This is a genomic window from Aureimonas sp. ME7 (genome assembly GCF_903970965.1).
In the GTDB taxonomy this organism is placed as follows: Bacteria; Pseudomonadota; Alphaproteobacteria; order Rhizobiales; family Rhizobiaceae; genus Aureimonas.
In genome coordinates this window covers 1-26,454 of sequence record NZ_CAJCKW010000021.1, presented here as the reverse complement: position 1 = coordinate 26,454, position 26,454 = coordinate 1, and the positions used below count along the sequence as shown (strand labels likewise).

Here is a 26,454-nt window from a genome sequence, read left to right as displayed (position 1 = left end):
GCACCTGCCGCCGCGCTATGGCCGGCTGCGCCACCCCAACCCGCTTCGCCGGCCACCTCAACCGTGGTCGCCAAACCTACCATGCATTAGATTTGAACCGGACCACCTGATAGGGGCAGGCCACTCCATCGTCTTGAAGCGGCTGTCCTTGCGCACGGCGAGGACCCCGTAGTCGGCGCCCACGGCGCCGAGCCAGCGGACGTCGTTCTCGGAGAAGCGCCCGAACTTGCCCTGCGCGAGGTTCACCCACGAGCCCGTCGAGACGGCGACGATCACGTTGGGGTCGTTTCGCCGCTGGGCCTGGATCATGTTGTAGGCGACGGCGCCGATGCCGCCCGGCATGTTGGTGGTGCGGATCGTCGGCTCCACGATGCCGAGCTCGTTGAGTTTCTGCGAGGTCAGGCGGCAGGTCAGGTCAAAGCCGCCGCCGGGCGCCGCCGGGGCGATGCATTCGGGATTACGAGGCTGGAAATCCTGGGCGATTGCCGGTCCCGAACACAGGACCACAGCGGCGGTGAACCAGCGGGCATATCTCATTGCGAACCGTCCTCCCAAACGATAGCCTAATGAAGTGTCGACACAATCTTCCTCAATTGACCATTATGCAACCCTGGACTCAATTTTTTTGCATAGATTGTCGACAAGATGGTTTAAGTGTCTCATTTCTTACGAGGGCGCATGCGTTTTAATCAGTCCGCCTCCATCTATGAGAAACTCAGTCAGGCCATCCTGCAGGGCGAACTCGCCCCCGGCGCGAAGCTGAGCGAACCGGCGCTCGCCGAGCAGCTCCAGGTGAGCCGCGCACCCGTGCGAGAGGCGATCCGCCGTCTTCAGGAGCGTGGGATCGTGACGCATGTGCCCAATCAAGGTGCGCGCGTCGTATCGCCCAGCCTCGACGAGTTCCTGGCCATTCTCGACGTGCGCGAGGCGCTGGAAGCCATGGCGTGCCGGCTGGCCGCCACCACCATGAGCGATCGCGCGATCACGGAACTGCAGGAGATCGTGGCCATGCACGGACGAGCCCTCGAGGCCGATCCAGCTGGTCCCTACCTGCAGCAGGACTTCGACACCGACTTCCATGTGCGGGTCGCCCGCGGCTGCGGCAATCCGATGCTGACCGATCTCCTCTGCGACCAGTTCTACCCGCGACTCAAGCTCTGCCGCGCTCGACATCGGTCGGTGAAGGGCCGCGGCTTCGCCGCCTGGAAAGAGCACGGACGGATCATGGAGGCGCTGGCCGAGCGCGATCCGGACGCCGCCGAGTTCACCATGCGCCGTCACGTGAGGGCCGCGAGGGCGGCCTTGATCGCCGCGACATCCGAGAGCGCCTCGTAAGTGTTGGTCCGATCAGACGCGAAACGATAAGGATTGGACGAACGTCGTGAGCTGGAAGAGGGGCCGATGAGAAAACCGGGGTCGGTCAAGGCGCTGGAGGACCTCGGTCGGGTTCGTCTGTCGCCGAACTTCTTCATGCGCGACTTTCTGCATTCCGAGATCGCCGACTTTCATGGGATTCCGAACATCCCCGACGACCCCGATCTTGCGGTGACAGTCGGCAAGCGCCTCTGCGAGGAGCTTCTCGAGCCGCTTCAGGCGACCTTCGGACGCCTCGCGATCCGCTCAGCCTATCGCTCTCCCACCGTCAACGAGTTCGGTAATCGCAACGGCCTTTCCTGCGCCGTCAACGAGGTCAACTACGCCGGCCACATCTGGGACCGTCGCGACAAGGCCGGCCATATGGGGGCGACCGCCTGTATCGTTGTCCCCTGGTTCGCCGATCGCTACGAGGCGGGCGATGACTGGCGCGCCCTTGCTTGGTGGATTCACGATTACCTGCCGTACTCGAGCCTCTACTTCTTCCCGAAACTCGCGGCGTTCAACCTGACGTGGCACGAACGACCGGAGCGCCGGATCGACAGCTACATCACGCCGAAGGGCTGCCTGACAAAACCAGGTATGGCCAACCACGATGGCCTCCATGCCGAATGGTACGAGGCGCTTCCGGCGCTGAGGCCCGGTCCTTGAGCGAGGGGGTGTGAACGAGCCAGACGGCGCGAACTCCTATTTTCCGACGTCACCGGCTCAATCGCAGTCGGAACGAATTTTACGAGTTCGAATACCCGGCCTGCACAGTAGGCTACGTCAATATGCACTGTGATCGTTCCCGAAGCATGGGCTGAGGAAAGTTCGTGCAGATGTGCGGCAAGAAGCGGTTGCGTCCGCAACGCCTCCGTGTAAGCATTCCGTCATGGACCAAGCCGTCGCTCCTTTCGGGACCTCCGCCAACCGCCGCCATGTCATGGCCCGCGGTCGCGCGTCCAAGCGGCGGCGCAGCGCTCGCTGGCATTCGCGGTCATCGCGTCTGTTCGTCGTCCTGCTTTCGGCGATCCAAGGATCAAACTCCTGATCTGAATGCCGAATCGGCTCCTTGAGTCGATCGCTTCCCTTCGCGTTTCCATCGGCCATCCGCAGTCCCGGTCTTCGATCGGGCGGCGATCGATGCGTCCGTTCCGCCACGTGCCGTCGGGATGAAGCCCGGCCCGCGAACGCTCCTCTATACTTATCGGACAGGAGATCGATGCATGGATATTGACAGGCGTCAGGCAATGTACTTGGTCGGCGGCGGTCTCGTGGCGCTGGGCGCGGGGCGAACCGCGCAGGCCCAGGAGGCGCGGGAGATGGTGATCGTCACCTATCCTGGCGCCCTCTCCGGGCCCCATCGCTGGCTGGCCGACCAGATCGAGGCGCGCCATCCCGGGCTTGCGATCCGGCTGGTGCCCTCCGACAGCCAGGACATCGTCGCGCAGATCAAGGCCGCCCAGGGCTATTCGCCCTACGATGCAGGGCCCAACGACGAGCCGCCGCACCTGATCGGCATCTCCGAGGGCTATCTCGCCAAGCGGGACGACGCGGCGCTGCCGAACTTGGCCAACGCCTATCCTGAGCTCCTGGCCAAAAGCGGCGGCTATGGTGTTCCCGCTACCTATTCGCTCGTCGGGATCGCCTACAACACGGATCTCGTGAAGACGCCACCGACGTCCTGGGCGGACCTGTGGCGCCCGGAGTTCCGCGGGCAGATCGGCATCGCGCGCACCTCCTCGAATCTGGGACTCGCGACGCTCGCCATCGCCGCCAAGACGCATGGCGGCTCGGAAGGCGACCTCGATATCGGCTGGTCGAAGCTGCAGGAGCTCCAACCCAAGGCGGCGCGCTCGCCCGCCTCCCTCACGCAGATGCTGGAGCGTGAGGAGATCGCCCTCTGTCCCTTGTGGAACAACAACACAGCTGCCGCCGCCGAGAAGGGGCTGCCCGTCGCCTTCGTGAAGCCAGATCCAGGTGCCGTTGCGATCATCTCCTTTGTCTCGGGCTATGCCAACACACGCTATCCCGACCTCGTCTCTGAATGGATGAACGGCATTCTGAGCCCGGAGTACCAAGCCCGCGCTGCCGCCACCCCGTTCTACTTCGGGCCGACCGTGCGCGGGGTCGAGGTGCCGGCCGAGGCGGCGCCCTTCACGCCGTCACGGCCCGAAGAGGTCGTCGCCCTGCAGACGATCGACTGGCCCCTCATCGTCCCCCGCCGGGGTGAACTGGTCGAGCGCTTCGATCGCACCTTCGCCGTCTGATCCCCCATCTTCCGCTGAGCCGAGGAGCCCTCGCCATGACCCTTTCCACCAACCGCCGCCGCTTCCTGCAGTCGGGCGCCGCGATCGGCGCGAGTCTTGCCATGCCGGGCATCCTGCGCGCCCAGGAGGCGCGAGAGCTCGTGATCGTTTCCTTCGCGGGGCAGCTTCAGGAGCCGCATCAATGGCTCGCCCAGCGCATGCAGGAGCGGCATCCCGGCTTGACCATCCGCCTCGTGCCGTCGGAAAGCCAGGACGTTGTCGCCCAGCTCAAGGCGGCACAGGGCTATTCGCCCTATGACGCGATGCCGAACGGCGAGCCGCCTCATCTCATCGCCATTCGCGAACAGTATATCCAGCGCCTCGACCCGGCGGCCGTGCCGAATGTCGCGAACGTCGTCCCGGCCTTCCTGGAGAAGAGCCAGGGGTACGGCGTGCCGGTGAGCTATTCCCTGATCGGCATCGCCTACAATTCCGATCTCGTGAAGACGCCGCCCAAGACCTGGCAGGATCTCTGGAGCCCGGAGCACGGCGGCCAGATCGGCATCCCCCGCGCGTCGTCCAACCTGGGGCTCGGTTTCCTCGTCGCGGCGGCGAAGGCCCATGGCGGATCGGAAAGCGACCTCGCGCCCGGCTGGACGAAGCTTCAGGAGTTGAAGCCGCAGGTCGGGCGCTCGCCCACCCAGCTCCTCCAGATGCTGGAACGCGAGGAAATCGTGATGGCGCCGATCTGGAACAACGACGCGGCGGGCGCGGCCGAGAAAGGGTTGCCGCTCGCCTTCGTGAAACCGGAGAACGGTCCGATCGCGGTGATCTCCTTCATGTCGGCGATCGCCAAGACCCGGTATCCCGAACTCGTCAACGAGTGGATGAACGATCTCCTGTCGCCGGAATACCAGGCGATGGCCGCCGGTGCGCCCTACTTCTTCGGCCCGACGGTGCAGGGGGTCGCTGTACCGGAAGCCGCACGCGCCTACAATCCGGCCAGCCCCGAGGAGGTCGCCGCGTTGCAGACGGTGGACTGGTCGGTGATCGCGCCTCAGCGCGGGGCTATCGTCGAGGAATTCGACCGCCTCTTCGCGTCCTGATTGCGATGGGAATGATGATGCAACACTTCCCGATGCTTGAGGACGTGGATCGCCAGCCCGCCGTCCTCGGCGCGCTCGCCTCGCGGGCGGACGCGTTTCGCGCTGCGGGCGCGAGCCTCGGGCGCACGGATGGCCGCGTCGTCGTCACGAGCTGCGGCGACGGGCACTTCGCCGGGGAGGCGGCGTCGAGCTTTGCCGCGCGTCTCGGGCTCGACTGGCATGTCATGGGCCCGCTCGACCTTCTCGTGCGGGCCGACGAACTGCGCAGCGGTGATCGCATCCTTGCGATCTCCATGTCGGGCAATGTCGACCGGACCGTGGAGGCCGCGCGCCTTGCGCAGGCGCGGGGCCTTTCGATCCTCGCCATCGTGAACGGGGATGGCGGCAAGCTCGGCACCATCGCCCGGACCAAGATCTCGCTTGACCTTCCCGACATCGCGCCCTTCCTGTGCGGCACGGCGAGCTACACCGCGACGCTTGCTGCCCTGATGTTGGTGGCGGAGGGGCTGGCGGGTGAACCGCATCTCGATCTGACCGGGATCGGATCGGCCCAGAGCGAAGCGTTGACGGTCGTTGAGGCACTTGCCGAGACCGTCGCGCGGCAACCCGTATCGGGCGTGCGCGTCCTATCGGCAGGCGCCGAGCGCGGAACGGCGGCCTACGGGGCCGCCAAGCTTGTCGAGCTGACGCGTGTTCCAGCCTGGAGTGGCGAGCTCGAGGAGTTCGCCCACAGCCAGTATTGGGCCATGCCCGAGAACGACCTCGTGGTAATCCTCTCGACGCACCCGGTGCTGGCCGAATACGCGCGAGAATCCGCAAGGGCCCTGTCCGTCTTGGGGGTTCCGACGCTCGCGATCGACACAGCCGAAACTCCGGTAGAGACCGCGCGCTGGCGCATGACCCTGCCGCCAGTCGATCCCGTTCTGGCGCCGCTCATCTCCGCCCTACCGCTGCAGCGCCTCGCCTACGAGATGGCGAAAGCCACCGGGCTCGATCCTGATACGCGCGCCCACCTCAAGCTTGACGAGACGCGGTTCCGCGTCAGCCGCATGCTGACCCGTCGCTCTCTTCTCGGAACGGGCCTCTGACAATGACGGTGGCGCCCCGCATCCTGATTGCCGGATACCTCTCGCTTGACGAGGTCACCCAGGCGTCGGGCGAGACGTTTCAGCAGGCCGGCGGGGCTGCGCTCTACGCCGCGCTCGGGGCGCGGCAACTCGGCGCCGATGTCGATCTCTGCGCGTCGGTCGGCGACGATTTCCCGGCTGGCTGGATCGACGCCCTCCAAGGTGCCGGGATCGGGCTGCCGCATGTTGCAAGGCGGGCGGGCCCCTCGCGCTGGACCCGCATCATCCATGCGGCGGACGGGACCCGTCGGTCCAAGCACTTCGCCGATCCCCGCTGGTGGGAAGCCGGCCGGGACCATGCCCCTCGACCACCCGGCGATCTGTCCGGCTACGATGCGGTCGTCGCCTGCCCGATGCCGTCACAGGCGCTCAGCGATCTTCTGGAAGCCGCTGCTCGGGCGGGGCGTTCGGTGATCGCCGACCTCAGCGAGGCGTACGTCTCGCAGGAGCGACAGGCGATCCTTGCGCTCGTTCCGAACCTCGCCGTGTTGGCGCCGAGCCGCGAGGAAACGCGTCTTGTCTTGCCGGGCGTCGATGACGCCGCGGCGGCCCGTCATTTGGCGGCCCTCGGACCGGCCGTCGTCCAGAAGCGCGGTGCCGAAGGCGCCTTCTGCGTCGAAGCCGGCCGTGCCGCAGCTTGGATCGTGCCGGCGCCCGGGGCCCGCGTTCTCGATCCGACGGGCGCAGGCGACGCCACGGTTGGGGCGCTCGCCGCAGCCTGGGTGGGAACGCGCGATCTCGTCGCGGCCGTCCCCGCGGCTCTGACGGTCGGGGCCCACACGGTCTCCGGTCATGGGGCTTCGGCCCTCTGCGGCGCCCTCGCGCCCACATCCACCCATCGCATCAGCCAGGGAGCTTCATCCCGATGAGCCAGCTCGTCATCGAGAACGTGTCGAAGGAGTTCGGTGCGCTCAAGGTCCTCCAGTCCTGCCATCTCGCCGTCGAGAAGGGTCAGGTCGTCACGCTGCTCGGGCCGTCGGGTTGCGGAAAGACGACGCTTCTGCGCTCGATCGCCGGGTTTCTACAGCCGGACGCGGGGCGCATCCTCGTCAAAGGCACGGACATCTCGCGCCAGCCGCCCAACCGGCGCGACGTCGGCTACGTCTTTCAGAACTATGCGCTGTTTCCGCACCTCACCATCCGCGACAACATCGCCTACGGCCTCACGATCCGACGCCGGCCCCGAGAGGAAATCCGCCGGCGTGTGGACGAGGCGCTGTCGCTGATCGCACTTGGTGCGTTCGCTGACCGCTTTCCCAAGCAGCTCTCCGGCGGACAGCAGCAACGCGTGGCGATCGCCCGATCGCTGGTGCTGGAGCCCGAGGTTCTGCTTCTCGACGAGCCCTTCAACGCGCTCGACGCGCAGCTGCGCCTGTCCATGCAGATCGAGCTGCGCAAGCTGATCGACCGCGTCGGGATCACCTCGATCTTCGTGACGCACGACCAGCAGGAGGCGATGACGCTGTCCGATCGCATCGCCATCATGCGGGGCGGACGCATCGAGCAGCTCGGCGCCCCGCTCGATATCTACGACCGGCCGCGCACCGACTTCGTGGCGGACTTCATCGGGCGCGCCAATCTCCTGCTGACCGAGGTCGCGGGCGGACGCACGCGCTCGCCCCAGCCGATCGCGACCGAGCTGCCCGACGGTCCCGCGACCCTCGTCGCCCGGCCCGAGAACATCGAGATCGTCAGCGGCGATGCCGTGGGCTGGCCCGGCACGATCGGCTTCTCGACGGCACTCGGCCCGGTGATCGAGTACGAGATCGACTGCGGCCTTCGCGAGCCGATCCGCGCGGCCATCCCGCGACAGGCGGGCCGTGCGCCGCTCGAAGCCGGAACCCGCGTCACGGCGCGGATCCGCGACGAAGCCTCCGCCGTGCTTCTGTCCAATCGCGGAGCGCAAGGGGTGACCGCTCATGGTTGACGTCACCCTGACGGCGCCGCGCCGGCGCGGCTTCTCGCTGGCGTCGTTCCTTGAGGGCGGCGGCGTCTGGCCGGCGGTGCCGGCGGTGCTCTATCTCGCCGTCTTCATGGTGGCGCCGATCGTTACTCTGCTCGCCTTCGGGTTCGTGACTATCGATCGCGGTGCCATCGGCGAGGAGGGGTTCACCTTCGCGCATATGGCAGGGGTCCTGTCCGACCCTCTCGTCTGGCGCCTCATGTGGCGCTCCTTCTGGATCGCGGTGGTGTCCACCACGCTGACGCTCGTCTTCGCCTATCCCGTGGCCTACGCCTACGGACACCTGAAGGGAATCGCACGCACGCTATTGCTCGTGGCGATCATCTCGCCGCTCCTGACCAGCGCGCTGGTGCGCACCTATGCCTGGATCGTGGTTATGGGCGGCCGGCGCGGCCTGCTGAACCAAACGCTTCTCTCGCTCGGGATCGTCGAACAACCGCTGCAGCTCCTGAACACCTCGACCGCGGTGGTGATCGGCATGACGCAGATCCACCTGCCGTTCATGATCCTGCCGCTCTTGGCGGTCCTGTCCGAGCGCGACCGGCACTTCGAGGAGGCGTCGCTGAACCTTGGAGCGAGCGAGGTCTCGACCTTCTTCCGTGTCGTAGTGCCCATGTCTATGCCGGCGATCGTCGCGGGCTTCGCGCTCGTTTTCGCGGTGTCTTACACGAACTTCATAATCCCGCAGCTCCTCGGGGGCGGCAACTATTCGACGCTCGCAGTGCAGGTCTACGAGCAGACGATCGTGGTGCTCGACTGGTCGCGCGGCGCGGCCCTCGCCACGCTCCTCCTCTCGACCTGCTTCCTGTTCGTGTTCGCGATCGTCGCATTGGGCAATCGCTTCACCCGCTGGAACGAGGTCCGTCGATGAGCACGCTCCGTCAGACGTCCACCGCGGGCGATCGCGTGGCGCGGGCCGGCTTCATTGCGCTCACCGCCTTCTCGGTCCTCCTTCTCGTGGCGCCGAGCCTCATCGTGATCGCGATCTCGTTCGAGCCGCGCGCCTACATTGCCTTCCCGCCGTCGGGCTTCTCGTGGCGCTGGTACGGCGCCGTGTTCCAGAACCAGCAGCTCATCGATTCCGTCTGGGTCTCGCTGCGGATTTCGGTGATCGTGATGCTGATCTGCCTCGCGCTCGGTGTGCCGGCGGCCTTCGCCAGCGTGCGCGGCCGCTTCATCGGAAAGGCCGGGCTCAACGCGTTCCTTCTGTCGCCGCAGATGATGCCGGGCATGGTGATCGGCATCGCCTCGCTGTTCTTCGGCGCCTACATCGCCTTCCGCGCTTCGGACCTGATGCTTGTCCTGTCGCTGTCGGTCTTCTGCCTGCCCTTCGTGGTGCGAATCGTGATGGCGCGGCTCGCCGGCCTCGATCCCCTTCTCGACGAGGCGAGCGCCAACCTGGGCGCGGGAAAGCTCACGACCTTCCGCCGCGTGACGCTCCCGCAGATTGCACCGGCCGCTTTCGCGGCCGGCGCCTTCACCTTCATCGAGGCCTTCGACAACGTCACCGTCTCCCTGTTCACGTCGGACGTGCGTGCCCGGCCGTTGCCGGTGGAGCTCTACTATCTCGTCCAGTTCGACTCCTCGCCGATCATCGCCGCGATCTCGGCCCTCGAGATCGGCCTGTCCTTCCTCGTCATGCTGGTGATCGCCAAGGCCGTCGGCCTCGATCGCCTCGGCCGCTGACATCCCCTTCGAACCGAAGAAATCTTGATGACCGACTTCACCGACCGCCTGAAGAGCCTCGTCGCCGAGCCCTCCCGCGACACGCCGCATGATCCGGCGCGCCTCGCCCGCGTCGAGCGAACGCGCGCCGAGTTCACCGGCCAAGGCGCGGCGATCCGCGAGACCCTCGCTGCGGCGAAAGAGCCGCTTGCGGCCCTCGCCGACATCTTTGCCGGACGCACCTTCGCCCGGATCGTCATCGCCGGCTGCGGCGACTCGTGGTTCGCCGGGGTCGCGATGCGCCATGCCCTGGAAGCCCTTACGGGTCTGCCCGTCGAGGGGGCGCAGGCCCTCGATTTTGCGTCGTATGGCGCCAAGATCGGAGGAGCGGGGACGCTCTGCGTCGGGATCTCGTCGGGCGGCAACACGCCGGCGGTGATGGCGGCGCTCCGGGCGGCGCACGAGCACGGCGCGTTCTGCCTCGGGATCTCGAACACGAAAGGGAGCCCGATCCTCTCGCAGTTCGACGCGGCGCTGATGGTGCATGCGACACGCAAGGGCTGGCCGACGCAATCCACCAACGCCACGATGGCGCTGCTCGTGGCATTGGGCGCGGCGGTGGCCGGCAACGGGGAGGGGGCGGAAGGGCTGTGCGCGGAACTTGCCGCTCTGCCCGACCTCATCGAGCGCATCTCGCCAGAGCTGGAAGCGCCGGTCGCCGCGATCGCCGAACGCTGGGCGGACCGTGACCTCGTGCTCTTCACGGGTCTCGGCCCCAACCTAGCCGCCGCCTCGATCGGCGCGGCGAAGCTGCGCGAGCTGTCTCCCATCCATGCCTTCGCTCTGCCGTTGGAGGAGTACCACCATTATCGCTCGCAGAAGGCGGGCGACCCGATCGTCGTCGTGGCGAGCGATCTGGCGAGCCTCGAGCGCGCGCTCGACACGGCGCTCGTCGCCGAACACGCGGGCGGCCCGCTCCTCGCCATCCTGTCGGAGCCCGCGCTCGAGATCGAGGCGCGTGCGGCCGAGACCATCCGGTTGCCAAGAACCTCCGCGGCTTTGGCCCCGATGCTCTCGATCCTCCCGCTGCAGCTCTTCGCCTACCATTTCGCGCTGGCCCGGGCCGCGCGCGGCCTTGGCGCGCCCGCGCGCGCTGCGGTCTGATCGTCGATGGTGCGAGTCTTCGCGGCCGGCGGCATCATCCTCGACACGGTTGTGGCCGCCGACGGCACCCTCGGCCCCCTGACGATGGGCGGCAACGCCGTCTACTCCGCCGCCGGTGCGCGGCTCTGGCTGGACGACGTCGGGATCGTCGGCCGCGTGCCGGCAAACTACCCGCCAGCGCATCTCGGACGCCTGTCGGCCGCTGGGATCGATCTGGTCGGCGTCCGCCACGAGGCCGAGACGGTGGAGGAAGGCGAGTGGTTCTTCTATCGCCCCGACGGAAGCCGCCGCGATCATCTCCACGCGCCGCTCGCCGACCCCCTTCCTGCCCCCACCGGCACGCGGCTGACGCCGGACGCGGTCGCCGATCTGGAACGGGTCCTGGCGGCGCGTTCGAGCGGCGGCACGACCTTCGCCGCGTTTCGCCGGCGCCATCCGGTGCGCCTTGCCGACGTCCCCGACGGCTGGCTCGGCGCACGGGGCGTCCATCTCGCCGCCAATCCCGTCGCCGAGCAGCGCGTGATGGCGGACGGCCTCGCGAGCGAAGGCCGCATCGTCACGCTCGATCCCGGCTCTAACGCGGCGGACCTTCGCCATGATGTGGCTGGTCTCCTGAACCGCCTCGGATGCTTCCTTCCAAGCGAGAAGGAACTGGCCGAACTGGTCCCGACCGTGGCGCCGGCCGCTGCGCTTCAAACCTTGAGCGCCCTTGGTCCGGCGCTCCTGATCGCCAAGCTCGGCGCGCAAGGGTCGTTGGTTCAGGAGCCGGACGGCCGACCCGTCGCCGTCCCGGCCGTACGGGTGCCCGCGATCGATCCGACAGGGGCAGGCGACGCGTTCTGCGGCGGCGTTCTCGCCGGACTGGTTCTGACCGGTGATCCGATCCTCGCCGCGTGCCTCGGGACCGTGTCGGCCTCCTTCGCCGTCGAAGCCTTCGGACCGTTCCACCTGGCCGAAACGTCGTGCGACGCCGCGCGCGCGCGTCTCCTCACCTTGGTCGAGAGGCTCGACCCCCGACTTTCCGGGCGCCTGCGGGCGCCGCTTGCCCGACTGGATCCTGCATGAGCTTCTTTCCGGCCGCCGATGCCGCCGATCCCTTCATCATCGCCGCGCTCCACCTTCCCGACCTCTCGGTGCGGCGCGACACGTCCACGGCTTTCCTCGAGGACTATGTCCTCGCCAACACGCGGGTCTTCCTCGACGCCGGAATTCACCGCATCATGCTGCAGGACCAGACGCGCCAGAAGGGACCCGCGACCGCCGAGACGATCGCCGTCACCGCCGCGCTCGGGCGTACGATGAAACGGGAGAACCCGGAACTCTCGCTCGGCATCATCGTCCAGGCACACGACGCCGTCGCACCGCTCGCCATCGCCCATGCCAGCGGCGCCGACTTCGTGCGTCTCAAGATCTTCGTCGGCGCGGCGATGACGATGGAAGGCACGCGCGAGCCGCTGGCGGTGGAGGCACGCACATATCGCCACCAGATAAGGCGCGACGACATCGCGATCCTCGCCGACGTGTTCGACCGGACCTGCGTGCCGCTGATCGATGTCAGCCCCGAAGAGGCGGCCAAGGGGGCGGTGAAGTTCGGCGCGGACGGGCTCGTCATCACCGGCGCGACCTTTTCCGAAAGTCTCGCACGCATCCGAGCCGCCAAGGCCGCCGGCGTCGTGCGACCGATCCTTCTCGGCGGCAGCGTGACGAGCGAGAACATCGCCGAGACGCTGGCCGTCGCGGACGGCGCCATCGTCTCGACGGACCTCATGCGACGGGGCGCGGGGCCCGCCGATCTCCTCCACTGGGACACCGAGAAGGCGCGGCGCCTCGTCGACGCGGCGCACGGCGCATGAGCGCCGCCGATCGCGACTTCGCCGGCTATCGCGGCCGCCCGCCCGCGATCCGTTGGCCGGGCGACGCCCGGCTCGCCGTATCGATCGTCGTCAATGTGGAGGAGGGAGCCGAGCTCTCTCTCGGCATGGGCGACGAGCGCAACGAGACGATCTACGAGGCGGTGGAGGGGGTCGAGGGCGCGCGCGACCTCTGCATGGAGAGCCATTTCGAATATGGCACGCGCGCCGGATGGCCGCGCATCCGCAAGGTCCTCGCCGAGCGCGGGCTCGCCGCCACGCTGAACGCTAACGGCCGAGCGCTCGCCCTGTCTCCCTGGATCGCCGAGGAGGCGGTCGCCGATGGGCACGAGGTCGCGGCCCACGGATGGCGCTGGGAGCGCCACGTCCACATGGCGGAGGACGAGGAACGCCGCGCCATCGTCCGCGCCGTCGCCGCGATCGGGGAGGCGGCCGGAACGCCTCCCGTCGGCTGGCACACCCGCTCGGCCACCAGCGAGCGCACCCGCGCGCTCCTCGTCGAGCACGGCGGCTTCCTCTACGATTCCAACGCCTACAACGACGATCTCCCCTATATGGCGAGCGCGGGTGACCGGGCGCATGTCGTCCTGCCCTATGCCTTCGACACCAACGACATGCGCTTCTTCAATCGTGGCGGCTTCACCTTCGCCGAGGATTTCACGCGCTACTGCCGCGCGGCCTTCGACCGGCTTTATGCCGAAGGCGCCGAGGCGCCGCGCATGCTCTCGATCGGGCTTCATCTGCGCATCATCGGTCGACCCGCCCGCATCGGTGGGCTCGAGGCCTTTCTGGATCATGCGATGGCACACGAGGGCGTCTGGTTCGCGCGGCGCGAGGAGATCGCCCGTCATTGGCGCGCGGGGCTCGGCCTTCGGCCATGGACGGCGAAACCGACGCCGGAAGGCTTCGCGCCATGAGCCGCGATCTCCTCGGCTATGGCGGACGCTGGCCGGACATCCGCTGGCCGAACGGCGCTCGGCTGGCGGTGTCGCTGGTGGTGAACTTCGAGGAAGGCGCGGAGATGCAGGTCGGCGACGGCGATCCGCGCTCGGAGGCGATCGGCGAGGTCGTATCCGTCGTCGAGCCGGGGCGCCCCGATCCGGGTCAGGAGCAGATCTTCGCCTATGGCCTGCGCGCTGGCATCTGGCGGATTGCCGATGCGCTGGAGCGCGCGCGGATGCCCGCCACGATCTTCTTCTGCGGCCGGGCGGCCGAGCGGTCGCCGCACCTAGCGCGCATGCTGGCCGAGCGCGGGCACGAGGCCGCCTGCCACGGCTGGCGCTGGCGCCCGCATGCCGACTATGCGGACCGGCAGGCCGAGGCGGCCGATCTCGACCGGTCGACGGCCGCGATCGAACGCGCGACGGGCGAACGGCCGGTCGGCTTCTTCTGCCGGGGTGCGGAGAGTCCCTGGACGCGCCAGCTCTTGGCTGAGCGCGGCTACCTCTACACGTCGAACGGCTTCGACGACGACCTGCCCTATCGCGATCCGGCGAGCGGGCTCCTTGTCGTGCCCTACGCGCTCGACACCAACGACATGAAGTTCTTCCACCCGAACGGCTTCGTGCGCGCCGGCGAGATGGTGGACTACGTCCGCGACGCGCTCGACGTTCTGGAGGCCGAGGCCGAACGCGTGCAGGCCCGACTTCTGAACATCGGCTTCCACCTGCGCATCATCGGCCGACCGGCGCGCTTCAAGGCGTTTCAGGCGATCCTCGACGAACTCGGGCGGCGCGAGGGCCGCCTCTGGATCGCGCGACGCGGCGACATCGCCCGCGCCTTTTTGGACGCCTGCCCATGACGCGCATCGCCCTCGTCAACCCGAACACCAGCGTGGCCACCACCGAAGCGATGCTCTGCATCGCCCGCCGGACGCGACCCGAGCTCGAGCTCGAGGGTTTCACCGCGCCCTTTGGCCCCTCCCTCATCATCGACGAGCTTGGCCTCGCACAGGCGGCGGACGCGGTCGTCGCCCTTGGTGATCGGCTCGAAAACTTCGACGGCGTGATCGTTGCCGCTTTCGGTGACCCCGGGCTCAAAGCCCTTCGCGCCCGTCTCGCCATGCCCGTCACCGGAATTGCGGAAGCGGGCATGACGGAAGCAGTGCGGGGCGCGAGGCGGTTCGCCGTCGCGACCACGACGCCCGAACTCGCCGGCGCGATCGCGCAAGCCGCTCGGCGCTATGGCGTCGGCGAGGCGTTCCTCGGCACCTTCCTCACACCCGGCAACCCCATCGATCTGATGCGCGACCCCGCGCGTCTCGTCGAGGCCCTTGCGGAAGCCTGCCGCGAGGGCGTCCGGGCGGGAGCCGAAGCCGTCGTGATCGGTGGTGGCCCGCTCGCGGAGGCGGCACGGGCCCTGAACGGTCGGATCGGAGCCGAGATCGTTGAGCCGGTGCCCGCCGCGGTCCGTCTCGTCCTCTCTCGCCTGATCCCGGAGGTTTCCCGATGACGACGCTGATCGAAGCCGACCACATCCTTCTGGGGTTCGCAAAGGATGGCGCGCCGGAACTCGTCGAGGGCGGGGCTCTCCTGATCAAAAACGGCGTGGTTCGCGAGATCGGGGAGATCGGCACGCTTCGCCGGTCTCATCCAGGGGCCGCCCGGATCGGCGGGCGCGGCCGGGTCGTCATTCCGGGTCTGGTGAATGCCCATCACCATGTCGGACTGACGCCGCTGCAACTCGGATCGCCCGACCACGCGCTGGAACTTTGGTTCGCCAGCCGCCTCGCGCTACGCGACGTCCCGCCGAGGCTCGACACGCTCTACTCGGCCTTCGAGATGGTCGCGTCCGGCGTCACGACCGTACAGCATCTTCATTCCCGCGCGCCGGGAGGCCCAGAGGCGGTTCTCGCTACGGCCGGAGAGGTGATCGACGCCTATCGCGAGATCGGCATGCGCGCGTCCTATTCGTTCGCGCTGCGCGATCAGAACCGCCTCGTCTACGAGGCCGACGAAGCCTTTCTGGAACGGCTGCCCCCCGAGCTTCGCCCCGCCATGGCGGCCCATTTCCACCGCTTCGCGATGCCTCTCCATGAACAGATCGAGGTGTTCCATGCCCTGCGCCGCCGCCATGCGGGGGAGGAGCGCATCGCGATCCAGATCGCGCCGTCGAACCTACACTGGCTTTCGGACGCGGCGCTGGCGAGCGCCGCCGAGATGGCCACGGAGACGGGCGCACCGCTCCACATCCATCTTCTCGAAACGCCGTATCAGCGGGCTTATGCCCGCAAGCGGACCGGGGGTTCGGCGCTCGACTACATTCATCGGTTCGGACTGACCGGCTCGCACGTCACGCTTGGGCACGGCGTGTGGATGACCGAGGCCGACATCGAGCTTTGCGCGCATACCGGCACACGGATCTGCCACAACTGCTCGTCCAATTTCCGGCTGAAGAGCGGGATCGCGCCCCTCAATCGTTTCACTGCCAAGGACATCCCAGTGGCGCTCGGCATTGATGAAGCAGGCATCAACGACGACCGCGACATGCTTCAGGAGATGCGCCTCGCGCTTCACGTCCATCGCGAGCCGGGCATCGACAGCCCGTATCCGAAGCCCGCGGAAATCCTGCGCATGGCGACGGAACACGGCGCGGGAACGACCCCCTTTGCCGAACGCATCGGTCATCTGCGTGAAGGTGCGGCGGCCGATATCGTGCTTCTCGATTGGGACCGCCTGACCTATCCCTATCAAAGCCCCGACCTCGCGCTCACCGATATCCTCGTCCATCGGGCGCGCCGTGACTGCGTCGTGGCAGTCATGGTCGCGGGCGAAGTCATCTACGAGGATGGCAGGTTCACCCGCCTCGATCGGCCGCAGACCCTCACCGAAATCGCGGAACGAATGGGACAACCTCTGACGGTGCAGGAGATCGAGCGCCGAACGCTTTCAGCGCAGGTGCTCCCTCATGTCCGCAGGTTCTATGCTGGCTATCTCGACGAACCGTTCGGCCCGCCTCACACGTCGCCAAACGCCTCAACGTGACCGGTCGTCGACCCGGCGCCGACAACAACAGCACGCAACCCCACCCTCAAGATGCTCGCGAGCGCGAAATTGCTTTCCACCGTTTCAGCTAACCCATCGTTTGGTGGTCGCCGGTTTAGTTGGTTCGCAGATCTGTACCGGAGTGGTCGAATTTTGGCGCGCCGGTCAGAACAAAACTGCGAACACGTATGTCATTGAGATCGCTTACCAAAAAACCGTAGGGACGAGATGTTGAAGCGCCGCTGGACGGGCTACGGCTGGTATGCGCCCATGCCGGCCGCTCAAGATCGCCCTGGTCCATACCAAAAGCTGCCATTCGTTTGGTGGCACTGATACGACTGCGCTTTGAGGGACGCCGCGCTTAGTATAGTAAGCATCGAAGGTGACGGGGTTTAGTCAAAGCGAACCTTTGTGTTATAGCTTAAATATGTGATCTCTTGATCAAGCCTGCGCTTCACCCGCTTCGACGTGTCGAGTGAGAAAGCTCCCCGCCAGTTAAAGCACGGTGTCGGCCGCTTGGAACCGATCATGGCCCGAGAGCGTGCCATGCGGCATCTCCTCCTATGATCGACTCCCACCGAAGGTCCGGTTGACCGCATTGGAGCGCTATCGGCTGAAGTAACGTTGTTTCGAACTGAATTGGTGAAGCGAATCCCGTTTTCCGGGCGGGCTGCGGTTAATGACAGAGAAGCTGAACCAACTGCGGGGTGCCCGCTACGATCGGGGTTTCGCTAACTCCCCAGTAACCCTTAAACTTCATACCCATCGCATCCGGAACAGTGCGTTGAGTCCGCGGACTGCACAGTCGGCCGATCAGCTTGCATAGCCTGCTTAAGACGATCAGGCCGATGGGCAGGCAGAAATGGCCGTCCGGATCTCGGTAGCGATCTCGGCCGCACGTTTTGGGGTCAGAAGCGAAGCGGGAATGGCGATGGAAACGGCAGCTGCGGTCTTTCCCCAGCTTGCTACAACCGGAACACCAACACCTCCCGCATCGGGGAAGGTTTCCCCGATGTCGTAGCTGTATCCCAGCATGCGCGCCCGCTCCAAAGTCTGACGCACCTTTGCTGTGTCTGCTCCGTTGTACCGCCTGAACCTAGTAGCGTTGTGGTCGATCGTGCTGCTTGCCAAACGGGTGTCGAGGAGAGTCAGGAGACTGATTGAGCCAGGCCCTATGCCTAGCGGAACACGGCCCCCGATACCCCCTGTTAAAGTTTGTACGAAGGCGGTGCCTTCATGCATGTCGACGCAGATGGCGTCGAAGCCTGCGCGGACCATCAGATAGCTTGCCTGCTGCGTGACTGCTGCAACCTCGGCCAGTGCCGGTCGGTATCGCCGGACGAGTTCGATCGTTGAGGAAGGACGGTTGGCCAGGCCGAAGATCGCCGGCCCAAGTCGGTAATGCCCATATCGTCCAGCGTTCTCGACAAAGCCGCTCTTCGACAGGGCGATCAAGCCTCGACGGACAGCGGATTTTGCTCCGCCCAGATGCTGCGACAGAGCTTGCAGGGAAAGCCCTTCGCTTCCAGCAGCCCCGAGGTGGATGAGGATCTCTGCTGCTCTTTCGGTCGTGCTGGAACTTTCCGTCGCCAAAGTTCACCTCCGCACGAAAAATTGTCGATATACCTTTTATCGGCACAGGATGCTTTGTCAAAAGCGCATTACCGGACCAGTCTAGGGTAGGAGATCGGCGATCGGGGAATGACAATGGGCTTCGATGTTGCAGTGGTGGGGGCCGGCATCAGTGGATCCGCAACAGCTTACGAATTGGCGTTGCGCGGACATAAGGTCGTCTTGATCGATCAATACGGCCCCGCAGCCATGGCGTCCGGGTGGACCCTGGCCGGCGTGAGGCAGTCGGGCCGTCACCTAGCCGAGGTGCCACTGGCAAAGCGCGCGGTCGAGCTTTGGCAGGACCTCGCCGAGCGGCTCGACGGCTCAACGCACTATCGGCAGGTCGGCAACCTGCGCTGCGCTCGCGACGAGGGCGAGGTCCAACGTATCAGAGCCGTTGTTGCCGAGCACGAAGAAGCTGGTCTTGAGATGAAGCTCCTAGAAGGAGCCGCTGTGCGCGACGCAGTGCCGGTCGTTTCGGAACGTGTGCTGGCCGCGAGTTTCTGCCCGAGCGATGGCCATGCCGATCCTTCGGCGACGGTCGGCGCCTTCGTGGCAGCGGGCGAGCGACATGGAGTTGTGACGCGGTTCGGCGAGCGTGTCGAAGGGATTGAGGTTCGCGCCGGAGGAAGCAAAAGCGTGCGAACGTCGGCTGGGCGATACGACGTATCGCAGGTCGTGCTTGCGACCGGTGTCCACGGCAACGAGCTGATTGCGCCCTTCGACCTGCGTGTACCGTTCGAGGTTATGAGCGCGACGATGCTCCGATCTGTTTCTACCCCGGGCGAGCCGCTGCCCGTGATCGGCGTCGCGAACGGCGACACGACCCTTCGCCAAGAGGTCGGCGGAGAGTTCCGTTTCGGTGGCGGTCACGAAACCTGGGACGGACAGGCGCAGTACGATCCACGCCCGCAGGTCCGGCCGACCACCGACAGCGTGCTGCGCATTCTGGAGAGCGTGCGCAGCCTCGTTCCAATGATGGCGAACGTGCGTGTCGATAAAGTCTGGTGCGGGTTGATCGATCAGACGGTCGATGCGTTGCCGGTGATCGACGTCTTGCCGGAGGCCGGCGGACTGGTGCTAGCCACCGGCTTCTCCGGACATGGCTTCTGCCTCGGTCCTGTCACTGGTCAGATCCTAGCGGATTTGGCGGAAGGGCGCGCGACCGAACTGCCGATCGATCCTTTCCGGCTCTCACGCTTCAACTCGCATCGCGGTCATTCCACGCCTGTGGAACTGCACGGCTGACGGAAAGAGCGACCCCGAACCTACTCCTCCTCTAGGACGAGGTGATCGCGTCCCACCTCGCGGTACCGGGGCGTGGGCGGCATGAAGCCCAGGGGGCGGATCGGGCTCTTCATCTCGTCGGTGCTGCCGGCGACCCGCGGGCGGCGTCGGCGCGGATCCGCTACCGGCACGGCGGCCAAGAGGCTGCGCGTGTAAGGGTGCTGTGGGTCTCCGATGACCGCTCCGCGCGGCCCGATCTCCACGATGCGCCCAAGCCGCATCACCGCGATTCGATGGCTCACCCTTTCCACGACCGCCAGGTCGTGGCTGACGAAGAGGTAAGACAAGCCGAAATCCTCCTGCAGGTCGAGGAGGAGGTCGGTGACCTGAGCCTTGATCGAGACGTCCAGTGCCGACACGGCCTCATCCGCGATGACCAGCTGCGGGTCGAGCGCGAGGGCACGGGCGATGCAGATGCGCTGGCGTTGGCCGCCCGAGAACTCGTGCGGAAACCTGGAAGCCAGGGCCGGATCGAGTTCGACGCGGCGCAGGAGCGCGGCCACGCGATCCTCGACCTCGCTGCGGGCCGCGATGCCATGGACGTGGATGGGCTCGGCGATCGCCGAGCCCACGGTCTGTCGCGGATTGAGCGAGCCGTACGGATCCTGAAAGATCATTTGGATGCTACGGCGGATGCGTCGCAGCTCTTGCCCTTGGCTGGCGAGTACGTCGGCATCCTCGAAGCGGACGCCTCCGCCCTCGGGCTCGACGAGCCGCAGGATCGAGCGTCCCGTAGTAGACTTGCCGCAACCCGACTCGCCCACCAGCGCTAGTGTCTCGCCGCGCCCGAGCGTGAACGATACCCCGTCCACCGCATGGACGTTGCCGATATGGCGACCGAGAAGCCCACCCTTCACGGGGAAGCGGGTTATGAGGTCCCGGACCTCGAGGAGCGGTCGACCGGCCCGCTCTGCCACCTTCGGTTCCGCGGGGGGAACGGAGAGGCTCGTAGCACGCTCCCGGAAGCGGCGGGGACCCTCGACGCTAGCCATCGTACCCAGGCGAGGTACGGCGTCGAGGAGATCTCGGGTGTACCGTTCGCGAGGCTCGGCGAAGATCTGCTCGGCGCTCCCGGCCTCGATCGCGTCGCCGTGGCGCATCACGAGGATATCGTCGGCGATCTCCGCGACGACGCCCATGTCGTGGGTGATGAACAGCACCCCCGCTCCGGTTTCCCGCTGAAGTTCAGCCAGAAGACCCAGGATCTCCGCCTGGATCGTCACATCGAGCGCTGTTGTCGGCTCGTCGGCAATCAGCAGGCGTGGCCGGCAGGCCAGTGCCATCGCAATCATCACGCGTTGACGCATGCCGCCGCTGAACGTGTGCGGATACTCGCCGTAGCGTCGACGCGCGTCCGGGATGCGGACGCGATCGAATAGGCGCAACGCTTCCGCGCTCGCCTCGGCCCGTGTCAGGTTGGTATGGTAACGAAGGGCCTCCGCCACCTGATCGCCGACCCGCATCACCGGGTTCAAGCTGGTCATGGGTTCCTGGAAGATCATGCCGGCCAACTTGCCGCGTGCTCGCCTCACCTCATGGGGCGAAAGAGTCAGCATGTCCGTCCCGTCAACGACGATCCGTCCCGTCACGCGAGCGGAAGGCGGCAGGAGACGCATGATCGAAAGAGCCGTGACGCTCTTGCCCGACCCGGACTCGCCGACCACCGCGAGGGTCCGGCCGGCCCGAACGGCGAAGGAAACGCCCCGCACCACCTCGGCCCGTCCGAACGATACGCAGAGGTCCTCGACCTGTAGGGCCAGTTCGCCACCGCTCATGTGCTGCGCCCCAGCTTGGGATCGATCGCGTCACGCAGACCGTCGCCGACGAGATTCAGCGCCAGGACCAGGATCAGGACGGCCAGGCTCGGAAACAGCGCGACGGCATAACTGTCGAGGATGTTCTCGAAGCCTTCGCGCACCATGCCGCCCCAGGTAGGGGTGGGCGGGGCGATGCCGAGGCCGATAAAGGCGAGCGACGCCTCGGTGCGCACCGCCGTCGCCATCCAGAGCGACGCCATCACGACGATCTCGGGCACGATGTTGGGCATGATGTGCCGGAAGATGAGCCGTGCGTCGGAGTAGCCGAGGGCGCGTCCGGCCTGGATGAATTCCCGCTCCCGCAACGCCATGACCGGAGCGCGGGCGATGCGCGCGAACGCGGGGATCGCGGTGAAGGCGATCGCCGCGATGATGTTGAGGACGCTGGCTCCGAGGATCGCGACCAGCATCAGGCCGAGGATCAGAGCCGGAAAGGCGAGCACCACGTCCATCATCTGCATGACGACGATATCCGTCCGTCCGCCGAAATAACCGGCCAGCAGACCGATCAGCGTCCCGATCACGACGGCGGCCAGGATGGACAGGATGCCGATCGTCAGCGAGTAGCGGGCGCCGAACAGGAGGCGGGAAAGGATGTCGCGTCCGTAGGCGTCGGTACCGAGCCAATGCTGCCAGCTCGGGCCCTGGAGGCGTCGCACGATGCTCTGCGCGATCGGATCGTAGGGCGCGATCCACGGCGCGGCGACTGCGAGCACGACGATCAGCCCGAACAGGACGGCTCCGACCATCGTCGTCGGACTGCTGACGAGCGTACGGCCGCAGAAGCGCAAAGCGTTGGAGACGAGCGCCGCGAATTCACGCCTTCCGCCGATCCGCTGGGGAAGATCAGTCTGTGTCATCGGTACTGCACCCTCGGATCGATCAGGCCGTAGACGAGGTCGGTCGCCAGGTTCACGAGGACGACGATCAGGGTGTAGATCACCATCAGGCCCTGCAGCATCGCATAGTCGCGCTGATTGAGCGCTCCCACGATGAGGCGGCCAAGACCTGGCCGATTGAAGACGATCTCCGTGAGAACGGAGTTTCCGATCAGAATGCCGAGATAAAGGCCTACGACCGTGACGACCGGGATCAGGCAGTTGCGCAGGGCATGCCGCCAGATCACCGCCGTGTTCGAGGCTCCCTTAGCCATCGCCGTGCGTACGTAATCTTGGCTCAGCACCTCGAGCATGGATGAGCGCGTCACGCGCGTGACGTAGGCAGCCATGATGAGGGCGAGGTTCAGGGCTGGCAGGAAGATGTCTCGTCCGCGATCCAGAAGGGTCGCGCCGCGTCCGCCGCTGATCACCGGAAACCATCGAAGCATGATGGCGAACACGAGGAGAAGAACAATCCCGGATACGAAGGCTGGAGCCGACAAGCCAAGGAGCGAGACGACCCGGGTGACGTAGTCCGGAATACGGTTGCGGTTGGCTGCAGCCCACACCCCCGCGGGAAGGCCGAGGGCGACGCCCATGATCAGGGCGAGCGCCGTAAGCTGCAAGGTATGCGGGAGGACGTTGAGCACCTCCTGAAGCACTGGTCGCCCTGATACCAGCGACGTACCCAAATTTCCGCCTGCGACTCCTCCGATGAAGGTGAGGTACTGCATCCAGACGGGCTGATCGAGACCCAGGCGCTCGCGCAGAAGCGTGATGGCTTGGGTGCTCGCCTGATCCCCAAGGATGACAAGTGTCGGATCACCTGGCAGCACCCGCACCACGAAGAACACCAGCGTCAGGACGGCGGCGAGCGTGATCGCAGCGAAGCCGAGTCTGCGGAGGACGAAGCCGATCATCAATCCGCCAGGCGCGTGGTTTCATCCAGCGACGGCGAAAGGTTCAGTGAGCCTTCCTGAGGGACTGCGAAGGTCACGCGGCTGTTCCAAGCCCAGGGTTGACCCATCTCGTAGAGCGGAACCGCGCAGACGGCCTCAACGATCTTGCGCTGAGCCGTCGCCCAGAGTTTCAAGCGCTTTTCCGGGTCGGCCTCGTTGCGAGCCTCGCGGAGTTCCTGGTCCGCGACATCACAATGGGAGAAATTCGTCACCGCCTTCGGCTTCTGAACGATGCTGTCGGAATCGAAGAATTGGGTGAGGAAGATATCTGCAACGGGCAGGCGTGCAGCGCCGTAGTAGACGACCTGCGAAAGATCCTGGCGGATCTGTTCATGGAAGGTCGGGTGGTCGACAAGGCTGAAGTTCAACCGGATGCCGGCTTCGGCAAGTTGGGCCTGCACCACCTCCATCGTCGTGAGCATGGCAGGCAAGGTCGTCTGGACCGCTCGCAACTCAATCCCGTCGGGATGGCCGGCCTCGGCAAGGAGCGCCTTCGCGCGCTCGACGTCACGCTCGGGAAGCGGCTGCGCTTCGTAGCCAAGGTAGCCCGACGGAATCACCGATGTGGCCGGGATCGTCAGCGACGGGCCGCGAAAGGCGACGATGCCGCTCCGGTCCACTGCAAGGGCAATGGCCTGCCGCACCCGAATATCATCGAGCGGCGGCTGAGTGATGTTGAGATGGAGCTGATGGAGTTCGTTCGGTCCGATGACATCGACCGTCGTATCGGGCAGAGCGCTCGTCCTGGTAACCCAGGACTCTTCGAACCGCCCATTCATCATATCCACTTCGCCGGACTGGTAGGCGAGGTCACGGCTGGAGTCCGAGGAGATGTAACGGTAGACCATCTCCTTGATGTGAGGGCTTCCTCGGAAATAATCCTCGTTCGCTACCAGACGGACGAACTGCTGGGCTTGGTGTTCGGCAAACTCGAACGGGCCGGTTCCGACCGGATTGCGGCCGAAACCCTCACCGAGTCTCGTACCCGCGGCTTCGCAGATGATGGCGCCGCCGTTGAAGGGAACGAGGAGCCCGAGAACGCTGGGAAGCGGACGTGACAGGTGGATGCGCACCGTGTGGTCGTCTACAGCCTCGATCGTTTCGAAGGCCGAATAGTCGCCCGAGTATGAAGAAGTCTCCGGCGAGGCGGCGCGCTTCAACGAGTACACCACGTCGCGTGCCGTCAGCGGGCTGTTGTCGCCGTGGCATGTCACGTCGCGGCGGAGAGCGAAGGTCCAGTCGAGCCCGTCCTCGGAGTTCGTCCAACTCTCGGCGATGTCGCCCTCGATCGTATCGAGACGGAACTGGCCGGGCGCGGTGCGCACCAACCCGTTGAACATCCAGTTAATTACGGTCTTATCGAGGGTGGCGCTCGCACGATGCGGGTCGAGAGTGCCGAGATCGTTGCCTGGGACGGCTACCGTCAGCGTCTGTGCAGCAACGGGAGCCGCAAGCGTCATGAGAAGCGCCGTGCCCATTGCTAGGCGGTTCATGCATTTCTTGACCATCGTCCTCGGCTCCAACTGGCGGCAAAAGGGAAGGGCGAATGCGATATCAGCCGTGCAGCGTCGCCTCCTCAGCGAAGGATCGGCTGTTGTGGAAGCGTTGATACCGGAAGGGCTCGATCGGGAGCCGAGCCGGACGTTCCTGCACCAAGTCGGCAATCAGCCGACCCGTGATAGGACCAAGGCAGAAGCCGTGGCCCGAGAACCCCATGGCGACCACGAGACCTTCCGGTCCTGCGTCGGCGTCGATCACGGGCAGAGCGTCGGGGGTGAGGTCGATGAGCCCGACCCAGGACTCCTCGATCTGTGCCTGCGCGAAGGCCGGCACCACGTGTCCGAACAATTCCACGACCTGCGCCATGCTACGGCCGGTCGGGAGGACGCGGGGTCGGGTTCCCTCGGGTTTCTGGGTTTCCTGCAAGCCGCCGTGCCAATCCTGGAGGCCGCTGGTGACACGGAATCGTCCGTTGAACTCCTGACGACCGGCGCAGTCGGCGTTGGCGACGCCGATGACCTGCTCCAGCACGGCGTCCAGGGGCGCCGAGCGTAAGACCGTAACCATCGGGATCTGCAACGGAACGTCGATCCCGAGCGGACGCAGGAGTTCGTTACCGAAAATGCCTGCGGCGACCACGACCTTTCGGGTAGGAATGCTGCCCTTGTCGGTGCGCACTCCCGTGACTTTCCCGTCTTCCGTCTCGACTTCGAGAACACGTTCTCCAAACCGCGTCTCGACACCCAGGCGCACAGCAGCCGCGACGAACGCCGCAACCGTGCTGGAAGGATCGGCACTGCCGTCGGTCGGGCAGAACGATGCAGCGAGCACATCCTCGCTCAGCGCGGGCGCAATCTCGCGCACGTCCCTGGTCGTGGGGAGAAAGTCGAGCTGGAGTCCTGACGACGTCTGCTCGGCGACGATGCCGCGGATGATCGCGACCTCCTCCTCGTTTCGCGCCAGCCTGAGATTTCCGCCTCGCCGGTAATGCGTGGAGGCGTCCAGTTCGTCGCCGAGCGTTTCCCAGATCTCGACGGCCGCCTTGGCAAGGGGGAGTTCGGCGATGTGGCGGCCGGACTGGCGTACGCCGGCCAGGGTCCAGCCGGACGCCATGGCTGCCGGGCCGAAGCGGTCGACCAGGACGACGCTCAAGCCCTCTTTGGCGAGTTCGTAGGCAGTGGCCGCGCCACTGATCCCCGATCCGATGATAACGACATCCGTCATGTCTGGAGGTTCGACCTAGAGTTCGACTTTGGTGACGACATCGGGAGTTTCGGGGTCGCGGACGAAAGCCGTGATCGCCAACTCCAGCCGCATTTCGGGATGAGGCTGAGGTCCGATCGCGATTGTGTGTGCTGGATCGTTCTCCGGGACCCGCTCTGCGATCACCGCCAGTACGGGTTCGAGATCCTCAGGGCTCGCGACGCTGATGTGAAAGCGAACCGTATCGGAGAGTTTTGCCCCGACGCCGGCTAGCGCGCCCGACAGATTGTCCAAAGCCTGATGCGCTTGGCCCACAGGGTCTTCGGGCATCTCGCGGGTTTTGTAATTGCGGCCGGCTGTATTGGATGAGTAGATCCAATTCCCTGCTTTGACGAGGCGAGAGAATTTAAAGCGGTCCTCGTATGGGCTTCCGCTTTTTACGCGTTCGACAACGGTCATGTTGGCTCCCAAGAGCGATGACTTTGAGGTTGCTTCGATGGCCTCCCATTCGGGCGCAATGCTGATCGACTGTCAATTCACTTCCGTTATATGAAAATCTAGAAATTCCCACGTTGCGATTATCGGTATGGCCTGCCCCTATCAGGTGGTCCGGTTCAAATCTAATGCATGGTAGGTTTGGCGACCACGGTTGAGGTGGCCGGCGAAGCGGGTTGGGGTGGCGCAGCCGGCCATAGCGCGGCGGCAGGTGCCG

The 26,454-nt window shown here is 65.9% G+C and carries 25 protein-coding genes; 17 read left to right on the top strand and 8 right to left on the bottom strand.

What is annotated here, in order from left to right; all coding sequences use genetic code 11:
• Window positions 1-57 precede the first annotated feature (57 nt).
• A complete protein-coding gene (locus H7A85_RS19675; RefSeq protein WP_182422242.1) occupies window positions 58-537 on the bottom strand; it encodes a hypothetical protein in 480 nt (159 codons plus the stop codon).
• 141 nt (window positions 538-678) lie between these two features.
• Here H7A85_RS19675 and H7A85_RS19670 point away from each other — a divergent pair, with 141 nt between their 5' ends.
• From H7A85_RS19670 to H7A85_RS19595, 16 genes are all read left to right on the top strand, one after another.
• Window positions 679-1,335, top strand: a complete 657-nt coding sequence (locus H7A85_RS19670) for a GntR family transcriptional regulator (RefSeq protein ID WP_182422241.1) — start codon at window positions 679-681, stop codon at window positions 1,333-1,335.
• Window positions 1,336-1,401: 66 nt separating this feature from the next.
• Window positions 1,402-2,025 carry a hypothetical protein gene (locus H7A85_RS19665; protein ID WP_182422240.1) on the top strand — a complete coding sequence of 208 codons (624 nt, stop codon included), beginning with the start codon at window positions 1,402-1,404 and terminating at the stop codon, window positions 2,023-2,025.
• 557 nt (window positions 2,026-2,582) lie between these two features.
• On the top strand, window positions 2,583-3,626 hold the full coding sequence (locus H7A85_RS19660) for an extracellular solute-binding protein (protein ID WP_182422239.1): 1,044 nt from the start codon (window positions 2,583-2,585) through the stop codon (window positions 3,624-3,626).
• Between the two features lie 35 nt (window positions 3,627-3,661).
• The gene (locus H7A85_RS19655) at window positions 3,662-4,711 is read left to right on the top strand and encodes an extracellular solute-binding protein (protein ID WP_182422238.1); all 1,050 of its coding nucleotides are present in this window, start codon (window positions 3,662-3,664) and stop codon (window positions 4,709-4,711) included.
• 32 nt (window positions 4,712-4,743) lie between these two features.
• Window positions 4,744-5,799 carry an SIS domain-containing protein gene (locus tag H7A85_RS19650; protein WP_182422237.1) on the top strand — a complete coding sequence of 352 codons (1,056 nt, stop codon included), beginning with the start codon at window positions 4,744-4,746 and terminating at the stop codon, window positions 5,797-5,799.
• A gap of 2 nt (window positions 5,800-5,801) precedes the next feature.
• Entirely contained in the window at window positions 5,802-6,707 is a 906-nt protein-coding gene (locus H7A85_RS19645) for a carbohydrate kinase family protein (protein ID WP_182422236.1), read from the top strand.
• Complete coding sequence (locus H7A85_RS19640) at window positions 6,704-7,765, top strand: ABC transporter ATP-binding protein (RefSeq protein WP_182422235.1); 1,062 nt, start codon at window positions 6,704-6,706, stop codon at window positions 7,763-7,765. The genes H7A85_RS19645 and H7A85_RS19640 overlap by 4 nt, the downstream gene beginning before the upstream one ends.
• Window positions 7,758-8,672 carry an ABC transporter permease gene (locus tag H7A85_RS19635; protein WP_182422234.1) on the top strand — a complete coding sequence of 305 codons (915 nt, stop codon included), beginning with the start codon at window positions 7,758-7,760 and terminating at the stop codon, window positions 8,670-8,672. Before H7A85_RS19640 ends, H7A85_RS19635 begins: the two co-directional genes overlap by 8 nt.
• Window positions 8,669-9,487: an ABC transporter permease gene (locus H7A85_RS19630; RefSeq protein ID WP_182422233.1), complete on the top strand. Its 819-nt coding sequence runs from the start codon at window positions 8,669-8,671 to the stop codon at window positions 9,485-9,487. The genes H7A85_RS19635 and H7A85_RS19630 overlap by 4 nt, the downstream gene beginning before the upstream one ends.
• A gap of 27 nt (window positions 9,488-9,514) precedes the next feature.
• Window positions 9,515-10,630, top strand: coding sequence for an SIS domain-containing protein (locus H7A85_RS19625; RefSeq protein ID WP_182422232.1), 1,116 nt, complete (start codon window positions 9,515-9,517; stop codon window positions 10,628-10,630).
• 6 nt (window positions 10,631-10,636) lie between these two features.
• Entirely contained in the window at window positions 10,637-11,695 is a 1,059-nt protein-coding gene (locus H7A85_RS19620) for a PfkB family carbohydrate kinase (protein WP_182422231.1), read from the top strand.
• The gene (locus H7A85_RS19615) at window positions 11,692-12,483 is read left to right on the top strand and encodes a BtpA/SgcQ family protein (RefSeq protein ID WP_182422230.1); all 792 of its coding nucleotides are present in this window, start codon (window positions 11,692-11,694) and stop codon (window positions 12,481-12,483) included. The genes H7A85_RS19620 and H7A85_RS19615 overlap by 4 nt, the downstream gene beginning before the upstream one ends.
• Window positions 12,480-13,418, top strand: a complete 939-nt coding sequence (locus H7A85_RS19610) for a polysaccharide deacetylase family protein (protein ID WP_182422229.1) — start codon at window positions 12,480-12,482, stop codon at window positions 13,416-13,418. The genes H7A85_RS19615 and H7A85_RS19610 overlap by 4 nt, the downstream gene beginning before the upstream one ends.
• On the top strand, window positions 13,415-14,302 hold the full coding sequence (locus H7A85_RS19605) for a polysaccharide deacetylase family protein (RefSeq protein WP_182422228.1): 888 nt from the start codon (window positions 13,415-13,417) through the stop codon (window positions 14,300-14,302). The genes H7A85_RS19610 and H7A85_RS19605 overlap by 4 nt, the downstream gene beginning before the upstream one ends.
• Window positions 14,299-14,952 carry an aspartate/glutamate racemase family protein gene (locus H7A85_RS19600; protein WP_182422227.1) on the top strand — a complete coding sequence of 218 codons (654 nt, stop codon included), beginning with the start codon at window positions 14,299-14,301 and terminating at the stop codon, window positions 14,950-14,952. Before H7A85_RS19605 ends, H7A85_RS19600 begins: the two co-directional genes overlap by 4 nt.
• Window positions 14,949-16,484 (top strand): amidohydrolase family protein, encoded by a 1,536-nt coding sequence (locus tag H7A85_RS19595; protein ID WP_182422226.1) that lies wholly within the window; start codon window positions 14,949-14,951, stop codon window positions 16,482-16,484. The genes H7A85_RS19600 and H7A85_RS19595 overlap by 4 nt, the downstream gene beginning before the upstream one ends.
• Window positions 16,485-17,324: 840 nt before the next feature.
• Here the strand turns inward: H7A85_RS19595 and H7A85_RS19590 are convergent.
• A complete protein-coding gene (locus H7A85_RS19590) occupies window positions 17,325-18,077 on the bottom strand; it encodes an IclR family transcriptional regulator (protein WP_182422225.1) in 753 nt (250 codons plus the stop codon).
• A gap of 108 nt (window positions 18,078-18,185) precedes the next feature.
• On the opposite strand from H7A85_RS19590, the gene H7A85_RS19585 reads away from it, so the two are divergent.
• On the top strand, window positions 18,186-19,346 hold the full coding sequence (locus tag H7A85_RS19585; protein ID WP_182422224.1) for an FAD-binding oxidoreductase: 1,161 nt from the start codon (window positions 18,186-18,188) through the stop codon (window positions 19,344-19,346).
• Window positions 19,347-19,366: 20 nt separating this feature from the next.
• Here the strand turns inward: H7A85_RS19585 and H7A85_RS19580 are convergent, their stop codons facing one another.
• From H7A85_RS19580 to H7A85_RS19555, 6 genes are all read right to left on the bottom strand, one after another.
• Complete coding sequence (locus H7A85_RS19580; protein WP_182422223.1) at window positions 19,367-21,160, bottom strand: ABC transporter ATP-binding protein; 1,794 nt, start codon at window positions 21,158-21,160, stop codon at window positions 19,367-19,369.
• Window positions 21,157-22,062, bottom strand: a complete 906-nt coding sequence (locus H7A85_RS19575) for an ABC transporter permease (protein WP_182422222.1) — start codon at window positions 22,060-22,062, stop codon at window positions 21,157-21,159. The genes H7A85_RS19580 and H7A85_RS19575 overlap by 4 nt, the downstream gene beginning before the upstream one ends.
• Entirely contained in the window at window positions 22,059-23,000 is a 942-nt protein-coding gene (locus tag H7A85_RS19570; protein ID WP_182422221.1) for an ABC transporter permease, read from the bottom strand. Before H7A85_RS19570 ends, H7A85_RS19575 begins: the two co-directional genes overlap by 4 nt.
• On the bottom strand, window positions 23,000-24,517 hold the full coding sequence (locus tag H7A85_RS19565) for an ABC transporter substrate-binding protein (protein ID WP_244631296.1): 1,518 nt from the start codon (window positions 24,515-24,517) through the stop codon (window positions 23,000-23,002). The genes H7A85_RS19570 and H7A85_RS19565 overlap by 1 nt, the downstream gene beginning before the upstream one ends.
• A 76-nt stretch (window positions 24,518-24,593) precedes the next feature.
• The gene (locus H7A85_RS19560) at window positions 24,594-25,763 is read right to left on the bottom strand and encodes an FAD-binding oxidoreductase (protein ID WP_182422219.1); all 1,170 of its coding nucleotides are present in this window, start codon (window positions 25,761-25,763) and stop codon (window positions 24,594-24,596) included.
• 15 nt (window positions 25,764-25,778) lie between these two features.
• Window positions 25,779-26,201 carry a Rid family hydrolase gene (locus tag H7A85_RS19555; protein WP_182422218.1) on the bottom strand — a complete coding sequence of 141 codons (423 nt, stop codon included), beginning with the start codon at window positions 26,199-26,201 and terminating at the stop codon, window positions 25,779-25,781.
• Window positions 26,202-26,454: the final 253 nt, after the last annotated feature.

Excerpts from the sequence above, each read along its gene's own strand:
- H7A85_RS19675 (WP_182422242.1), bottom strand. The coding sequence starts at position 537 with ATGAGATATGCCCGCTGGTTCACCGCCGCTGTGGTCCTGTGTTCGGGA.
- H7A85_RS19670 (WP_182422241.1), top strand. The coding sequence starts at position 679 with ATGCGTTTTAATCAGTCCGCCTCCATCTATGAGAAACTCAGTCAGGCC.
- H7A85_RS19665 (WP_182422240.1), top strand. The coding sequence starts at position 1,402 with ATGAGAAAACCGGGGTCGGTCAAGGCGCTGGAGGACCTCGGTCGGGTT.
- H7A85_RS19660 (WP_182422239.1), top strand. The coding sequence starts at position 2,583 with ATGGATATTGACAGGCGTCAGGCAATGTACTTGGTCGGCGGCGGTCTC.
- H7A85_RS19655 (WP_182422238.1), top strand. The coding sequence starts at position 3,662 with ATGACCCTTTCCACCAACCGCCGCCGCTTCCTGCAGTCGGGCGCCGCG.
- H7A85_RS19650 (WP_182422237.1), top strand. The coding sequence starts at position 4,744 with ATGCTTGAGGACGTGGATCGCCAGCCCGCCGTCCTCGGCGCGCTCGCC.
- H7A85_RS19645 (WP_182422236.1), top strand. The coding sequence starts at position 5,802 with ATGACGGTGGCGCCCCGCATCCTGATTGCCGGATACCTCTCGCTTGAC.
- H7A85_RS19640 (WP_182422235.1), top strand. The coding sequence starts at position 6,704 with ATGAGCCAGCTCGTCATCGAGAACGTGTCGAAGGAGTTCGGTGCGCTC.
- H7A85_RS19635 (WP_182422234.1), top strand. The coding sequence starts at position 7,758 with ATGGTTGACGTCACCCTGACGGCGCCGCGCCGGCGCGGCTTCTCGCTG.
- H7A85_RS19630 (WP_182422233.1), top strand. The coding sequence starts at position 8,669 with ATGAGCACGCTCCGTCAGACGTCCACCGCGGGCGATCGCGTGGCGCGG.
- H7A85_RS19625 (WP_182422232.1), top strand. The coding sequence starts at position 9,515 with ATGACCGACTTCACCGACCGCCTGAAGAGCCTCGTCGCCGAGCCCTCC.
- H7A85_RS19620 (WP_182422231.1), top strand. The coding sequence starts at position 10,637 with ATGGTGCGAGTCTTCGCGGCCGGCGGCATCATCCTCGACACGGTTGTG.
- H7A85_RS19615 (WP_182422230.1), top strand. The coding sequence starts at position 11,692 with ATGAGCTTCTTTCCGGCCGCCGATGCCGCCGATCCCTTCATCATCGCC.
- H7A85_RS19610 (WP_182422229.1), top strand. The coding sequence starts at position 12,480 with ATGAGCGCCGCCGATCGCGACTTCGCCGGCTATCGCGGCCGCCCGCCC.
- H7A85_RS19605 (WP_182422228.1), top strand. The coding sequence starts at position 13,415 with ATGAGCCGCGATCTCCTCGGCTATGGCGGACGCTGGCCGGACATCCGC.
- H7A85_RS19600 (WP_182422227.1), top strand. The coding sequence starts at position 14,299 with ATGACGCGCATCGCCCTCGTCAACCCGAACACCAGCGTGGCCACCACC.
- H7A85_RS19595 (WP_182422226.1), top strand. The coding sequence starts at position 14,949 with ATGACGACGCTGATCGAAGCCGACCACATCCTTCTGGGGTTCGCAAAG.
- H7A85_RS19585 (WP_182422224.1), top strand. The coding sequence starts at position 18,186 with ATGACAATGGGCTTCGATGTTGCAGTGGTGGGGGCCGGCATCAGTGGA.
- H7A85_RS19580 (WP_182422223.1), bottom strand. The coding sequence starts at position 21,160 with ATGAGCGGTGGCGAACTGGCCCTACAGGTCGAGGACCTCTGCGTATCG.
- H7A85_RS19575 (WP_182422222.1), bottom strand. The coding sequence starts at position 22,062 with ATGACACAGACTGATCTTCCCCAGCGGATCGGCGGAAGGCGTGAATTC.
- H7A85_RS19570 (WP_182422221.1), bottom strand. The coding sequence starts at position 23,000 with ATGATCGGCTTCGTCCTCCGCAGACTCGGCTTCGCTGCGATCACGCTC.
- H7A85_RS19565 (WP_244631296.1), bottom strand. The coding sequence starts at position 24,517 with ATGGGCACGGCGCTTCTCATGACGCTTGCGGCTCCCGTTGCTGCACAG.
- H7A85_RS19560 (WP_182422219.1), bottom strand. The coding sequence starts at position 25,763 with ATGACGGATGTCGTTATCATCGGATCGGGGATCAGTGGCGCGGCCACT.
- H7A85_RS19555 (WP_182422218.1), bottom strand. The coding sequence starts at position 26,201 with ATGACCGTTGTCGAACGCGTAAAAAGCGGAAGCCCATACGAGGACCGC.